Below are 14,877 nucleotides of genomic sequence, written 5' to 3' on the forward strand. Positions count from 1 at the left end.
AATCAAAAAGGACACGCCCGCCATGACCCGCATCGACACCCACCACCACGCCATCCCGCCGTTCTACCGAGACGCACTGCGCAAGAAGGGTATCGACGACGCCGGCGGCCGAGCCCTGCCCGAATGGAGCCCTGAAGCATCCCTGCACACGATGGACGAACTCAACGTCGCCACCGCGATCCTATCGGTGTCCACGCCGGGCACCACCTTCCTGCCCAATCCCAGCGACGCCGCCGCACTCGCACGCGACCTCAACGACTACGGTGCTCAACTCGTCGCCGACAACCCCGCACGATTCGGTTTCTTCGCCACCATCCCCATGCCGAACATCGGCGAAGCCGTCACCGAAGCCACCCGCGCTCTGGATACCTTGCACGCGGACGGACTGGTGCTACTGGCCAACAACGCGGGCACCTACCTCGGCCAGGAAGGACAAGACGACCTGTGGACCGTCCTCAACGACCGGTCCGCCGTCGTGTTCATCCACCCCGCGGACCTGCCCGGACCGACCATCCCCGGTGTCCTGCCCTTCGCCGCCGACTTCCTGCTCGACACCACTCGCGCGGCATATCTACTGGTCCGCAACGGAATACGACGAAAGTATCCGAACATCAAGTTCATCCTCAGCCATGCCGGCGGATTCGTGCCCTATGCCAGCCACCGCATGGCCCTCGCCATCACCGGCGACACCGGCGCCAGCCCGACCGACAGCCTCGACGATTTCGCGAGCTTCTACTTCGACACCGCGCTGTCCTCGAGCGCCGCAGCGCTACCTACCCTGCTGGCTTTCGCCAAACCCGGCCACATCACCTTCGGCTCCGACTGGCCCTTCGCGCCGCTGGCCGCAAGCAAGCTCTTCGCGGCAGGGCTCGAAACCTACCCCGCGATCGACACTCCGACACGACGAGCCATCGAACGGGACAACGCGCTCGCGCTGTTCCCCAGGCTCGGAACCGTTCCAGCGCCAGCGCCACCGGCACCACTCGAGCGCATCCGACATGCGGCCAGTCGAACGGTCATGCGGGGAGTCGCCAGACTCATCGACACTCGGTAACGTCCCGGAGCCCAACTCCTTTGGTTATCGCCGCCGTGAACCGTTCCTTAGCACAGTACTGCGGCGGGGTGGTGGGGCCCGCTCAGAGATGACGCTCGAACGGCATCACGACTGAGGGAATGATTCCTCTATTTACCTGTAGTGCAACGGATTATCTCACCGTCGCTGACGATTTAGGAGATCGGCTAGCGGACGATTGCAGATCACCGGAGACTGGGCGCACCAGGGACTGAAATGGGTCGGTCCGCAGCATTTTCTCCGTGGGCTTGGGGTCAAGGGCGTGCCGTCGTGTGTTCGCATGGCAGGAGTGCGCACAGGCCGCTGGCGAAGGTGTCGGCGCTGATGTCATCGAGCAGAGCGCGTTGGGACAAGAATGCTGGCGCTAAGGCCGTGAGGACTTGAGCTAGGTGCGGTGCATCGGCCTCGGAGTCGATGGCGCCTAGGTCTTGGTGGTGTTTTACAAGGGTAGTGAATCGTTCGCGCATCTGACGGTAGTAGCCGGCCAGGCGGTCCTTGAGTTCCGGTGTTCGACCGGCTTCGGCCCAGACCTGGACGGCGAGGCTTGCCAGTTCGCGGCCGTTGGTGGGGCGGTCTAGAACGTGGATTACGTGGGCCACGGTTTGACAGATGGGTACTGGGGACGTGGTTTCGTCGAATGCATCGAGTGTCGCCCCAATTTCGGACAGCACCTCTTCGATGATGGCGCTCGCGAGGTCGTCTTTTCCTTTGAAGTAGCCATAGACGGCGCCCGCTGACAGGCCGGATTCGCGGAAGACGTCCTGCATAGACGTGGCGTGGAATCCGGCCCGAGCAAAGCAGCGCCGTGCCGCATCGATGATTTGTCGACGGCGGACATCGCGGTGGCGCTCAGACACTGGCGGCATCTCGATCACCTAACCCGAACGAAGATTCTCTATTGACATCCCCAGGCTATCCGATGCAGACTCCAAACAGAATATCTATTCTTTTTGAAGTGCGGAAGGGTTTCAACCCAATTCGACCACCGGGTCGGAGCTAAGCAGTCGACCCGGCATCCATGACCGCCGTGACGTCGCTGGCCTCGGCCAGGGACCACGAATCCCTAACCGAAAGTGAGACGTTCGATGACTGACGTCCTTGTTGTGGGGGCTGGGCCGACAGGGTTGGTGTTGGCTGCCGAGCTGGCTCGCCGTGGTGTTGTTCCGCGTGTGATCGACGCCGGTCCGGCGGAGGTGAAGGAAAGCCGGGCGGTGGCCGTGGTAGCGCGGTCCCTGGAGTTGCTGGATGATCTCGGGGTTGCCGACGCCGTGATCGAACGGGGAATTCCGCTGCGCGCGTTGAACTTTTATCATGGTTCGACTCGCCTGGCTGAGTTCGACATCACATCCGTCGACTCGCCGTTTCAGATGGACCTCTGCATTGCCCAGTGGAAAACCTGCGAGCTTCTGCGCGAAAAGGTCGAAAGTCTAGGGGTGCAGGTCGAGTGGAACACTCGTCTGACCTCCTGCCGATCTGACGAGGCGGGTGTCAGCGCGGACATCGTTCATGGTGATGGTCGTACCGAAACATGCAGCGCGACATGGTTAGTCGGGTGCGACGGTGCTCACAGCACCGTCCGTGAAGGGGCTGGGATCGATCGGGAGCTGGCCGATCTGGGTCGTGGCTTCATCCTCGGTGACGTCGCAGCGCCCTGGGGCATCGAGCGGGATCGCTTCCACGTCTGGTTCGCTAAGGGTGGGCTGGTCGCGGTGTTTCCGATGTCGGGAGGCTACTGGCGGATCATCAGCGACACCGGAGACGACAACCCGCCCAGTCATCCCGGACTATCCGCGTTCGCTACGCAGATCGCCGATCGCACCCCGCTTGAGGCCGATTTGAGCGACCTACAGTGGAGCTCGGCATTCGTCGCCCGCGAGGGACTGGTCAAGCGGTTCCGACGCGGCCAAGTGTTCCTGGCTGGCGACGCCGCCCACAATCACAGTCCGGTCGGTGGCCAAGGGATGAACACCGGCATGCAGGACGCCTATAATCTCGGCTGGAAATTGGCTCAGGTCGTCGGTGGCTGTTCCCCGCTCCTCCTGGACAGCTACCAGGCCGAACGGCGACCGGTCGCTGTGTCCGTCGTCAACGCCACCTCGACCGCGACGCGGGTGGCGACCGAGAACAAGTTTGTCGCCCGGCGAGCGCGCCGTCATGCACTCAGGCTGTTCAGCCAGCTCAGCGCCGCGCAGCAGAAGTTCGCGAATGCGCTTGGCGAGCACGCGGTCAATTACCGCAGTAGTGCACTAGTTTTCGAGCATTGGTCCGACGCGAAGGCTGAGCCGTGGAGTAACGCCGAGGACGGCGGTCCCGAGGCGGGCGAGGTGTTCCGTGATGCCTACGTCGAAACCTGCGAGGGGCCGGTCGCGTTGCGGCGCCTCTATCGGGGTCTCGGCCATCACTTGGTGCTGTTTGCCGCCGAGGAATCCAACCCGGATATCGTCAACGGATGGAAGCGTGATGCTGAGGAAGTCATGGCCGGGCGTGGGCAGGTCCATCTCATCACCCGATGCCATTTGGCCATCATTCCCGCCGACGGAGTGTTCGCCGACGTGCGCAGCGACGCGCACGACCGCTACGGCGTTCAGCGCCCGAGCCTATACCTCATCCGTCCAGATAAGTACGTCGGATATCGCAGTGACACAATGAATTTCGATCCGATAGCCGATTATTTCGGCCTGATCGAGACTGGCCGCGTCACCCGTGCGCGTGCTTGAATTCGGTTCCTGGAAGCCAGAGTTTGTCGACCAACCCAGCGACGAAGGTGATTTCGATGATCCGAGTATTGCGTCGAGCGTGGATTCCGATAGTCCTCATAGTTGTGATCGCTACCGCGGGGTTTGGTGTATGGCGACTACATGGACGGTTTGGCGCTACAGAACAAGCCTCACCGAGCTACGTGTCAAGGGGTTGAGGGCAGCGGATATGCTGCGGCCAGGGTGCGGTAGAGCTGTCGGGTGATGTACCGCTTGAGCGAGCGCATGATCTCTTTGGTGGTGCGGCCTTCGGCGCTGCGGCGGGCAACGTATGCGCGGGTCGGGGCGTGGGTGCGCATCCGAACGATGACGACCGTGGTCAATGCGCGGTTGAGGCTGCGGTATCCGCCGCTATTTAGTCTGTGCCGCAAGGTATTTCCCGACAATGCTGGTATTGGGCAGGTGCCGGCGAGGGCGGCGAACGCCGCCTCGGACCGGACACGCCACGGATGCGACCACGCCGTCAGAACGCATGCGGCGACGACCGACCCCACCCCGGGCAGCTAGCAGAGTTCGGGAGCGACATCCTCGACCAGGGAATCGAGACTTTTGCGGTTGTCGACCAGCTCACCGTCGAGGGCGACGATGCGCTTGGTCAACCAGACCGCTTCCTGCCTGCAGGTGGCGATGACCGGGTCTTCCTTGCGGTCACGCCATGCTGCGATGGCCTTGAATTGACTGTGTGGCGATGCTTTACGAACATCAAGCCCGAGGTCCACGGTGCGCAGCAATGCGGTGAGGGCGTTGATCGCCCGAGTGCGTTCGGCGACCATCTCTTCACGGGCCACCGTCAGAACGCGCAGCGCCACCCGGCTGCCGCGTCACCGTCGATGATGTGATCAAAGTGGAGCGGTCAGATACCGGAGTGAATGCAGCGACGTTCTGTTTGGTGAAGTCGGCGTGAGAACTCCTCAAATAAATCCGAAACTTGTTGGACGACCGTCGATTCCGCGTACAATCCGCAGGCTCGCCATCCCAGTCGTCCTAGCGTGGGTGGCGCTTGCCGCCGTGTTGCTTTTAGTCCGCATACCTTCAACGCACCATTCGGGCCTAGTGGCTTGTCGATCAGGAACCGCCCGACACTTGGTGGCGGATTGGGTCGGCAGCGATGTCTGAGGTCTTCCTAACTGGTGACGTCGGAGTGCGCGGGACGCATGAATGGCCACTCGGTGAGTGTGGTGAACCCCCGCTGTCGGAGAAGCTCGTTACTCTGCCGTCATGTCGGAAAATTCAGCGGCATCAGGCGGTCGCCTTGACCTGATTGCGCGGATAGTTGGCCTGCAGCTCATTCGCGGCAACGTGCACCATCTCGAATCGCTCACGAAACTAAGCGCTTTCGCGGCAACGGTGCCCGACGCTGTGACAGTTGACAGTGGAACGTTCGCCGAATTTGTTCAACGGTTTGAGCAGGACACAGGCGAGGCTTTCGCGGATGACGGCCGATTCGAATACTTTGTCACCGCGGAGGTGCCGTTCTACTCACGAAGCTACCTAGCGCTGCAGGGCTACGACCCGACAAGCGGAATCGACGTCGGCCATCTGTTACTGGCGGTCTTCGGCGCGCACGACTTCGACTTTCCGGCCGAGTACCAGCGGAATATCCGAGCCCTTACACATGTACTGCTGACGCCAGCCGACTATCTAGCGAGGCAGTTCGGTTACCGGCGCCAGCAGTTGGCACCGCCTAAGACTGAGGAGGTGACAGTCCCCGGAGATCAGCACTGGGTCAGCTTGTCTGACGCGCTGCAGTTCAATTTCACGTCGGCCTTCGCGGGCATGCCTACCGGCGCGGTTGCATACGTTCAGAGGGAGTTGTTCACGCCGATCGATGAACTCCATACGATGGACCCAGTTGTGGTACCAAACCTGTTGCTTAGCAAGCCATTTGTATTCACGCCCGCTGGCCAGGTCGTCATTGCCGCTCCACGCGACCTCACCACAACTCTTCGCCATAAGATAATCGCAGAAGCATCAAGGCATGGCTGCTTAGATTCTCTGCACGCTGCGACGAGGGAAATTGCGACCAAATTGACCCGTCGGCTCACCCTGCCGCTGTTCGATCCGCCAGGCGCCACTGTTGATGAACTCGACACTCACACCGTCCGACTACGAGGTGCGATCGACTCGGACAAGCGATTGGTCGTGAACATACGAGTGCCGCCGCTCGAAACGAGTAATGACGACGTCTTTCCAGGACCGGTGATCGGTGCCTTCCCGCTGAATACCGAAGACGTGGCTGCAGGGGAGCGGACGCTGACGCTGGACATAGTGTGGCCGATGGGACGCGATCTGATACTGATGTCAGGTGATGAAGAACGCCACCTCATCGGATCGTTCGACGAGTTCGAGTTGATCTTGTTCACGCCAGGAACCGATCAGCTCACGCTGTGGTATTTCGCAGAGGCGTGGGACCGCCTTGGCGAGTCGACACGGCTCCTGCACCCGGGAATCAGCGCTGTCTATGGGCTATACAACGGTAGACACGATTCGTTCTACATCGACGATGACTCGCCGCCGCCACACTTGCTCGTAGTCGAGTCGGACTATTCCGAGGAACTTCGCCGCAGCTTTGCGACTCGAATCGGCAGAGCACAGGTGCACATCGCCAACCGGATATACGAATCGCACCTGAAACACGGGCCCGCGACTACTGTTCGTGAGGTCTTGGCACCGCCCCGCCACATCTTCTCCGCAGAGCTGGATGATGTCGTGATCTGGGCCGAGATAATCTCCGATTCTGAGGATGACGCCTACGGCCTCCACAGTTTCCCCGAGGCCATCTGCTACTGGGCAGAGGTCTTAAACCAATACGATCCAACAGTATTTGAAGCGTACGACCGCGACATTCATGTACTGATCAAGTACATCGGCGAGGCCGACGAAACCGACCAACCCTGGATATTCGAGGGCGATCCAGTCCACAATAAAAACTTCGTATTCCAGCTTCGTGCACCGCAACGTCCGCCAGCTGATGCGCCGCCGAATCACTTAGATCGCGAGGTGTTGGCGGAACTCGCCCGCGCCCTTCTCTCCGATCGACTATCAGGACACGGGCTGACTCAAGAGACCGAAAGCATCGTCGAAGCTCTGGCGCCGCCAGGGGAACGACGGATGGTGCACATCGTGCAATCTCACGTCGATCTAATCGCATGGCCGGGAAAGTTGCCGTCGGCCCGACGAGTGCAGCCCGCCGTCCTCGCACGGCTACTCGACGAACTCGGCTGTGAGCTGCGCGAGCACCGAGGCCGAGGTGTCGGAGAGATCACGGAAGCCGATCGCAGAGCCGTCCTGAATAAGGAAGTAGTTCCATTTTTCGGGGGTCGTCTCGAGTCCCGTATCAAGGGTTTCAAAGGCATGGACCTGCTCCGATCGCTGATTCTGCAGAACGAAGCACTCATCCATGAGGAGTACACCGAACGGACCCGCTACGCATCTCGATTGGCCTGCTTTGGACGCGGTCCCGACGAGGCGGAACGACTCGCAAAGCACCTGACGGCAACGAACACAGCATCCGTGTGTTCCCGATTCCTCATTGAGTACACCGCCGCGCTCCACCCGCAAGGTGCCGACGGCATGACTGATGAAGCCTATGACTTGATCTTGGCGCTCGCATCTGAGGTAGTGAACAAGGGGTTCATTTCCGACGCGCTGCACGCGGGTATCTCACAGGCCGAATTGTCGATCCTGCCGTCCGGACGACTGGGCATCTCGCGTGATACCGACCGCTATACCCAGGGATTGCAAGGCCTGATGAGTGCAACTGCTCAATCCACCATCGATGAAGCCGTCGCGGCCGCTACTCAGCGGGAAGAAGGCGATGCCAGCCAAAAGGATGCGTTCGCCGTCGCCGAACAGCTGGCGACTCGAGAGTTCGGCTTCAACTTCACTGAACTCTCGCTGTTCACAAGCGAACTTGTGAACCTGTCGCACGAAGAGAACCAAGGCGACGTAGGCATCTTGTCTGTTCCCCAAATTCAGGAGCGCATGGTTGAGAAATTCAATTGGGAAGTTGACTTCATTAATCCTATGCTGAGTCAGCTGTGCCTTCGCGAAGTCGAGGAGTTTTGGGCGCTCGGCGCGGAAGTCCTGCCCTGGAGATTTAATCGATCGCGCTCATATTTGAGAAAACCCTTGATCTGCTGGAACGTCCGCGGAACCGAGACCGTTATTTTCGGCCATCGCAATACGATCCGCACCTCGTTCGAGCTCCATGGTCAATATCTATCTGGTCGATTGCAGGCAAGAACGAAGGAGATGAAAGAAGCACTGAGCCGCGCACGCGAGGAGAAAGGCGAGAACTTCGAACGTCGAATTGAGTCTACGCTCACTGGGGTCTGCGATCCGATCCTGCGTCGCGTGCACAAATTTGGTGATCTCGACCTCCACGATGCTCAAGGCGTTGATCTCGGCGACATCGATATCCTCGCTTTCGACCCGTCTTCACAATCGCTGTATGTCATCGAGGCGAAGTCCCTCATCGTTGCGCGCACGCCACGTGAACTGCAAAACGAAGTGTCGAACATCCACGAGGGCGAACACAGTGCAGTTGAAAGACTGCGCGGAAGATACGACTGGGTTCTCCAGAACTACCAGGACGTGCTCAAGACGTTGGATCTCACGGCAGCGGATGTCACCGTAGTTCCGCTGATCGTCATAGATGCCGATCTGGTATCGGCCAGATTCGAGTCTCCGTTCGACATCGTGACACTGGACAATCTGTTGACGTACATGAAGGGCGACTAGGTGTTGTTGACGACGGTCCAAACCTAGGCCAAGGGCGACGGTCGAAAATCAGGCCAGATGGTCGTGGTTATTGTGCCGTGTTATCCGCTCTGGCCGGAGGGCAAGGTGTCGATTCCGGTGTCTTTGAGGCGGTAACTGGAGCCTTTGAGGGGCAAGATGTCGGCGTGGTGCACGATGCGGTCGATCATCGCGGCAGCCACCACTTGGTCACCAAACACATCACCCCAACGGGCGAAGGGCAGGTTCGAGGTCAGGATCAGCGAGGTGGAGCCCGCACGTCGACGGCTCGAACGTCATGCTGTCAACAGAACTTCCAGAACCCAGAGAAGTGTGGCCGAGGACGACTTGGCCACCTACGACACGGGTTGAGGTCTTTGAATTAGGTCGTTGAACAGCAGTTTTCCTACGACTGGCGACGGAACGCACTAGACAGCCAGGTGGTAGTCATGTCGTGGCGAAGGTTGTCGCGAGAATCGTCGACACGACGCAACGGACATGGGCAAGCGCAGAAGAACGGGTTCCGTCGGGGATCGCAGCGGTGCTCACCCCCTCTGCAACCGTCGGTCAGCTACGCGTCCGCGGGTCTGGAAATCCCATCGTGATGTAGCCGGGCGCTCGTTTCTTCAGTGATGAGGCGATGACCGGGGTGAGTTCGTCGTGGTAATCGTGCACGGTCGCAGTGGTCTTGCCGGGGTACGGCCGTGTCACGCGGCCGACGTACTGGACGAGACGATTCTTGAAGGTGATCGGCGCTGCCAGAAACAGCGTGTCGAGGGTGGGACAGTCGAAGCCCTTCGCCGATGAATGAACTGGTGCCGACGATCAGGAGTGGTTCCGCATCGGGTGTCCTGGTGGCAAGCATTTCGGTGATGCGGCGCCGTTCGGCAGCTTTCATGCCTCCGCTCAACACGGTGACTGATCGTCCCGCCGCGGTCAGCCGTTCGGTGATGGCGTTGAGGTGGTCGACCCAGGTGGTGAGGACGAGGATGTTGGCGCCTTCATCGGCAGCGGTCAGGACGTGGCCGACGATTTGGTCGAGCCGTTGCTCATCGGCGACCAATGCCCGGTAGATATGGGCTATGCCGCCTGGTTCGTGTGGATCGGCGTCGCCCATGTACCGGAACTGCGTCGGGTGGAGGTGCAGTACAGGGTGCGGTGTCAGCAGTTCCGAACTGTCGAGCGGGAGTTGGCCGGCGGTGGGGCGTTTAATTTCCACGCGGTGTGAGCCGAGCTGACGGAAAATCAGGTCTTCGAGACCGTCGCGTCGTTCCGGGGTTGCGGTCAGGCCCAGCCAGTGGCGTGCGGGTATCTGGCCGAGGACGTTGAAGAAGGCGCTGGCGGCGACGTGGTGGCATTCGTCGACGATGATGAAGCCGTATCCGGCTGTTAATTCGGAGATGTTGTTGCGGCGCGCGAGAGTTGGCAGCAACGCGATATCGAGGACTCCGGTCGTCTTGGATCGTCCGCCGCCGATCTGGCCGCATTTGAAACCCAGGTGTTGGTCAATCCGGTCTCGCCATTGGTCGGCAAGTGCTTTGCGGTCGACAAGAACGAGCGTTGAGGTGGCACGGGCTACTGTTGTCGCGCAGGCGATGACCGTCTTTCCGGTTCCTGGCGGTGCGATCAGTACGCCCGCGTCGTGGTTGAGGAGCTGGTTCAGGGCATCTGACTGGGTGTCGTGCAGTGTTGCGGCACAGGTGAACTCGTGGTGTTCACCGATGACCCGGTGGTCCTCGATCTTGAGAGTGCTGTCAGCTGAGCTGACGAGGTCGCTGAGCAGTTGGTGCAAGCCGCGTGGCAGGGTGAGGTTGCCGTCGGCGGTTTCGTCGTAGCTGTAGAGGTATCGCGGGGTATCCCAGGTGCTTCGCCGTGCCCGCTGCCGTACGTCGAATTCGGGGTTACGGATGGAGGCGGCGTGTTTGACCGCCGAAATCATGGCTGGGCCGAGGTCGGTGGACGTCAGGGTGATTCGTGAATCGAATGCGGCTCGCACTATCGCCGCCGGGCGGGGGACGATTTTCGATGAGGTGGGCAGTTGCAGCCGCCGAACGTTGTGCCCGATCTGAGGGCTGGGTAGCTGGCGGGCAAGGGAAGCAGTTTCTTTGGCGGACAGCCGCGCGATGCTCGACAGATATGCCCACTGGTCCTCGTACGGTTCGAGGGTTGCAGGATCGAGGAACACGGTGGTGCCGTGCTGGCGGCGTTTGCCGTTGAGTGGTGCTGCGATGAGGTTGCCGACTCCGCGGCCGGTGTGCACGTCCTGGGAGGGAAACAAGCGGTCGTAGCTGCCCAGGTGCATGCTGCCGCGCAGCCGGAAGGCTTCGCCGAGAAGGCTGGTGGCGATCCCGCGCGCGACGGAGGCTGAGGTCGCGTGCGCGAAGAAGACCCACGCGTGGGCGCCGCGGCCGGACTGGGACACTCCCAACGCTGCCGGAATGTGATGGGAGCGAGCGGCTTTCATGTATGCGAGGGCGTCGAGCATCGCCGCTTCTTTGTCGAAGTCTGCCGCGACCCACCAGCATGTGTCGTCGTCGCCCAGCGGATATAGACCGATGTGGACGTCACCGCGGAGATGCGAGCTCACTACCTCAGGGGTCAATGTCAGGTACGGGGCATCGGCACGGTTCATGCCTTTGCGCCAATGGCCTTCTATCGCCGGCATCCACCCTGATCGGCCGTCTTTGCGGTTTTCCCATCGCTGAACGTAAACATCGGTTCGGCAACGGAATAGGTCGAAATAGAACCTGACCTTGTCGGCGGGGCTGGACTCCATACAGACAGGTGGCGTCGGGGCGCCAGTTAGGGTGGCCTGGTCGCCGTGCGCGGCGCGGGACTGGTCCTCGGTCAATTCAAGTAAGTGCCGCAGGCGCGCATTGTCAGCCCGCAGTTCATCCAACTCGCCGGGAAATCGCTCACAGCCGCCAGTGATCTTCATTGATATCCCTCCGTCAGGTATGGATCCTGTCTCGCGCCGGTAGATGCCGGTGTTTCACTCGGGTCCGTGGCGAAAGACCGGATCGAGGTGGGCGACAACGAGAGTGATTTGGTCGTCGAGGTTTGGTTCGCAAGCTGATTCGAGGTGTTCCTTGCGTCGCCATGCCGCCCATTTCGCTTGTGCGGCAGCGCCGTAACCGGCTAGCCGCGGTGCGACGGGCTCGAGGTTTACTCCGCGATGGACAGCGACCGCCCGCGCTGAGCGGAGCAGTTCGTCCGAATCGATGCCGGCGCGAGCGAGTTGCACGATGTCGACGTAATCACGCCAGCGGGTACTGGTGATTCCGCGTTCGAGGATGGTCACGCCCTTTTCGGCGATCGTCGTTTCCGGTGCATACCCCAGGAGGGTGATCGGGTCGCCGATGATCCGATCGATCGTCACGTGCCGTGGTGGCGGGACAATCGGATCACCGGTGGACACGTCCCACGCTGCGACGCCGTTCCACGGCCCCACGGAGACAGCGATTCGTAGGCGCAGACCGGGATACTCGGACTGTTCACGGATCTCCTGGACGCCGATCGTGGCGAGATCGAACTGCACCCCGTCGTCAACGGTGACTGCGGCAATGTCACGGACCACCTGAACCAGGTGCCCGGCATCGACATCGGCGCTGATCGCATTGACATCGGCGTCTTTGGTGGGACGGCGAACATCATAGGCGGCCAACAAGATTCCGCCTTTGAGGACAAAATCATCCGCATGGGGTGTGTGGGTGAGGCGGTCCAGAAACGATTCGAGTACGTGCCGGATCAGGTATTCCTGAGTCGGTGCACCGGCTCCGCTGCGCGCTGTGGCCGCACGTGCGGCCGTCTGGAGCTGGCGGAACACCTCATCGCCGCGGCTCATGACAACATCTCTAGTGCTTGCCGGACAGGGGTTTTCGCGCGAGGCAGGCGCGTGGCGATGTCCATGAGCAGTGCCGGTTTGCCGCCGGTGCGGAGCCACTGCCGCAGCGCATCACGAGCGAGCTCGTAGCCGACCGCGCCGCGCAGACGGAATGCATCGGCGATAGATCGTTCAGGGGAGTAGATCCCGATCGTTTGATTCGAGCCGGGGATCGTCAACTGGTCGCGTCCGATCTCGAAGGTGGCCGCATCGAAGTGATGCCAGGTGATCGCGGCGCGTCCTGCTGGGGTGCGGGATCCCCGCGGGATCGCGACATCCAAAGCAGCGGGGATCTCGTCGGTGAGGTCGTAATAGGCCAGCGCGGAAGTCAAACAGATGGTCGCGTCCGCTCGGCGCGTTGAGGCCTCGATCAGATCCCAATCCATCGCCGGGGCCTCGGCGGGAAGGTAAATGCCTCGTGCGATGCGGTCGAGACGGCCTTCGCGTGCGTCCCGGTAGAAGGCGCTGCGCGACAATCCGACCTTCTGTGCCGCGCGCGGGGTTAATGCTTCCATGGCTGTCGGCATCTCCGATCACAAACAAAACGCTTACAGTTAATAGTATCTGTATACGGATTGTATCGCTTGCGACCGGGCGTCATCGCCGGTGAAAGTGGGTTTCGATCTACAGTCAGGTCAGCACCCAGCGTCAACGAGGCGCCCATGATGACGTCGCGCGGGTAACGGGTCGCGGCGACCGCTGACTTCAGCCGTGTCGCCGGACGTGTCCGAGGGGGTGTCCAAAAAGGCCACTTGGCCATCCGCGACATGAATTCGAGGCCATTCGTCGCAAACGTTAATTATATAGCAAACGCTTAAAGCGAGTTTTACTGCGTATTTGCTGTGCATAGCTAAGAAGATTGTGTCCGAGGGGGGACTTGAACCCCCACGCCCGTTAATAGGGCACTAGCACCTCAAGCTAGCGCGTCTGCCATTCCGCCACTCGGACTCGCCAACCTCACGGGTTGGGCGCCTAAGGCTAACGGATTGAGGGCCCAGGCCCCAAACCCGGGCGGTCAGACCCAACGTGTCGGCTCGCCGTGCGTCGGTCGGCGCAGTGATCCGAATCGGTGGTACGAATGGTCAGGTGACTGTCCCCGTGGGCAGCGTTGACGAGGTGGTCGATATCGTCAGCGCTCTGATCAGGTTCGATACCTCCAATACCGGCGATCTTGCCACGACCAAGTGCGAGGCCGACTGCGCCGAATGGGTCGCCGACCGGCTTCGCGAGGTGGGCTACACCACCGAATACGTCGAAGCCGGCGCGCCCGGCCGAGGCAACGTGTTCGCGCGGCTGCCCGGTGCCGACCCGCAGCGCGGGGCACTCATGATTCACGGGCACCTCGACGTGGTGCCCGCCGAACCGGCGGACTGGAGCGTGCACCCGTTCTCCGGTGCGATCAAAGACGGCTACGTGTGGGGCCGCGGTGCGGTCGACATGAAAGACATGGTCGGGATGATGATCGCCGTGGCCAGGCACTTCAAGCGGGCCGGCATCGTGCCGCCACGCGACCTGGTGTTCGCGTTCGTCTCCGATGAGGAGCACGGCGGCACTTACGGTGCGAACTGGCTGGTGGACAACCGGCCGGACCTGTTCGCCGGCGTGACCGAGGCGATCGGCGAGGTCGGCGGATTCTCGCTGACAGTTCCCCGCAAGGACGGCGGTGAGCGGCGGCTCTATCTCATCGAGACGGCCGAGAAGGGCCTGTCCTGGATGCGGCTGACCGCGCGAGGCCGGGCCGGCCACGGGTCGATGGTGCACGACGACAACGCCGTGACGGCAATTGCGGGCGCAGTCGACCGGCTCGGACGGCACCGCTTCCCGCTGGTTCTCAACGATGCCGTGGAGCAGTTCCTGACCGCGGTGTCCGAGGAGACCGGATACGAATTCGACGTCAACTCCCCGGATCTCGACATGGCGATCGAGAAGCTCGGCGGGGTGGCTCGCATTGTCTCGGCGACCCTGCGTGACACTGCCAACCCGACGATGCTCAAGGCCGGGTACAAGGCCAACGTCATACCGGCCACGGCCGAGGCGGTCGTGGACTGCCGCGTGCTGCCCGGTCGTAAGGCGGCGTTCGAGCGCGAGATCGACGAACTGATCGGCCCGGACGTCACCCGCAGCTGGGAGCGCGACCTACCCTCCTACGAGACCACGTTCGACGGTGACCTGGTCGACGCGATGAACGCAGCGCTGCTCGCGGTGGATCCCGGGGCCCGTATCGTGCCCTACATGCTCTCCGGTGGTACCGACGCAAAGTCGTTCCAGCGGTTGGGAATTCGCTGCTTCGGGTTCACCCCGTTACGGCTGCCGCCGGAGTTGGACTTCGCCGCGCTGTTCCACGGGGTAGATGAGCGGGTGCCGATCGACGCACTACAGTTCGGCGCGAAGGTCCTCGAACATTTCTTGACGCACTGCTGAAAGGG

General features: G+C 61.4%; 9 protein-coding genes, 1 tRNA gene and 3 pseudogenes. 6 read left to right on the forward strand and 7 right to left on the reverse strand.

Annotation, left to right across the window (positions count from 1 at the left end):
* Window positions 1-22 precede the first annotated feature (22 nt).
* Window positions 23-1,054: an amidohydrolase family protein gene (locus H276_RS0104490; protein ID WP_019970115.1), complete on the forward strand. Its 1,032-nt coding sequence runs from the start codon at window positions 23-25 to the stop codon at window positions 1,052-1,054.
* 272 nt (window positions 1,055-1,326) lie between these two features.
* On the opposite strand, the gene H276_RS0104495 is transcribed toward H276_RS0104490, so the two are convergent.
* Complete coding sequence (locus H276_RS0104495) at window positions 1,327-1,938, reverse strand: TetR/AcrR family transcriptional regulator (protein ID WP_026356580.1); 612 nt, start codon at window positions 1,936-1,938, stop codon at window positions 1,327-1,329.
* A gap of 219 nt (window positions 1,939-2,157) precedes the next feature.
* Here H276_RS0104495 and H276_RS22550 point away from each other — a divergent pair, with 219 nt between their 5' ends.
* Together H276_RS22550 and H276_RS23850 are read left to right on the forward strand one after the other, a co-directional pair.
* The gene (locus H276_RS22550) at window positions 2,158-3,789 is read left to right on the forward strand and encodes an FAD-dependent monooxygenase (protein ID WP_081625391.1); all 1,632 of its coding nucleotides are present in this window, start codon (window positions 2,158-2,160) and stop codon (window positions 3,787-3,789) included.
* Between the two features lie 56 nt (window positions 3,790-3,845).
* Window positions 3,846-3,986, forward strand: a complete 141-nt coding sequence (locus H276_RS23850; RefSeq protein ID WP_081625400.1) for an MmpS family transport accessory protein — start codon at window positions 3,846-3,848, stop codon at window positions 3,984-3,986.
* Here the strand turns inward: H276_RS23850 and H276_RS25605 are convergent.
* Window positions 3,975-4,646 (reverse strand): annotated as a pseudogene (locus tag H276_RS25605) (transposase); the annotation flags it as partial. The gene H276_RS23850 and the pseudogene H276_RS25605 overlap by 12 nt on opposite strands.
* On the opposite strand from H276_RS25605, the pseudogene H276_RS23855 reads away from it, so the two are divergent.
* Window positions 4,643-4,732 (forward strand): annotated as a pseudogene (locus H276_RS23855) (MmpS family transport accessory protein); the annotation flags it as partial. The pseudogenes H276_RS25605 and H276_RS23855 sit on opposite strands and share 4 nt — an antisense overlap.
* 314 nt (window positions 4,733-5,046) lie before the next feature.
* Window positions 5,047-8,571 (forward strand): hypothetical protein, encoded by a 3,525-nt coding sequence (locus H276_RS0104515; RefSeq protein ID WP_019970120.1) that lies wholly within the window; start codon window positions 5,047-5,049, stop codon window positions 8,569-8,571.
* 80 nt (window positions 8,572-8,651) lie between these two features.
* On the opposite strand, the pseudogene H276_RS0104520 reads toward H276_RS0104515, so the two are convergent.
* From H276_RS0104520 to H276_RS0104540, 5 genes and pseudogenes are all read right to left on the reverse strand, one after another.
* Window positions 8,652-8,831: pseudogene (locus tag H276_RS0104520) on the reverse strand (ATP-binding protein); the annotation flags it as partial.
* 308 nt (window positions 8,832-9,139) lie between these two features.
* Window positions 9,140-11,233, reverse strand: a complete 2,094-nt coding sequence (locus H276_RS22560; RefSeq protein WP_231376599.1) for a TOTE conflict system archaeo-eukaryotic primase domain-containing protein — start codon at window positions 11,231-11,233, stop codon at window positions 9,140-9,142.
* Between the two features lie 327 nt (window positions 11,234-11,560).
* Window positions 11,561-12,412 carry a nucleotidyl transferase AbiEii/AbiGii toxin family protein gene (locus tag H276_RS22565; protein ID WP_019970122.1) on the reverse strand — a complete coding sequence of 284 codons (852 nt, stop codon included), beginning with the start codon at window positions 12,410-12,412 and terminating at the stop codon, window positions 11,561-11,563.
* Entirely contained in the window at window positions 12,409-12,966 is a 558-nt protein-coding gene (locus H276_RS0104535) for a type IV toxin-antitoxin system AbiEi family antitoxin domain-containing protein (RefSeq protein ID WP_019970123.1), read from the reverse strand. Before H276_RS0104535 ends, H276_RS22565 begins: the two co-directional genes overlap by 4 nt.
* A 347-nt stretch (window positions 12,967-13,313) precedes the next feature.
* Window positions 13,314-13,399: transfer RNA gene (locus H276_RS0104540), tRNA-Leu, on the reverse strand.
* Between the two features lie 138 nt (window positions 13,400-13,537).
* Here H276_RS0104540 and H276_RS0104545 point away from each other — a divergent pair.
* Window positions 13,538-14,872 carry a M20/M25/M40 family metallo-hydrolase gene (locus H276_RS0104545; protein ID WP_026356581.1) on the forward strand — a complete coding sequence of 445 codons (1,335 nt, stop codon included), beginning with the start codon at window positions 13,538-13,540 and terminating at the stop codon, window positions 14,870-14,872.
* The last annotated feature ends 5 nt before the right edge of the window (window positions 14,873-14,877 follow it).

Source organism: Mycobacterium sp. 141 (assembly GCF_000382405.1).
Taxonomy (GTDB): domain Bacteria; phylum Actinomycetota; class Actinomycetes; order Mycobacteriales; family Mycobacteriaceae; genus Mycobacterium.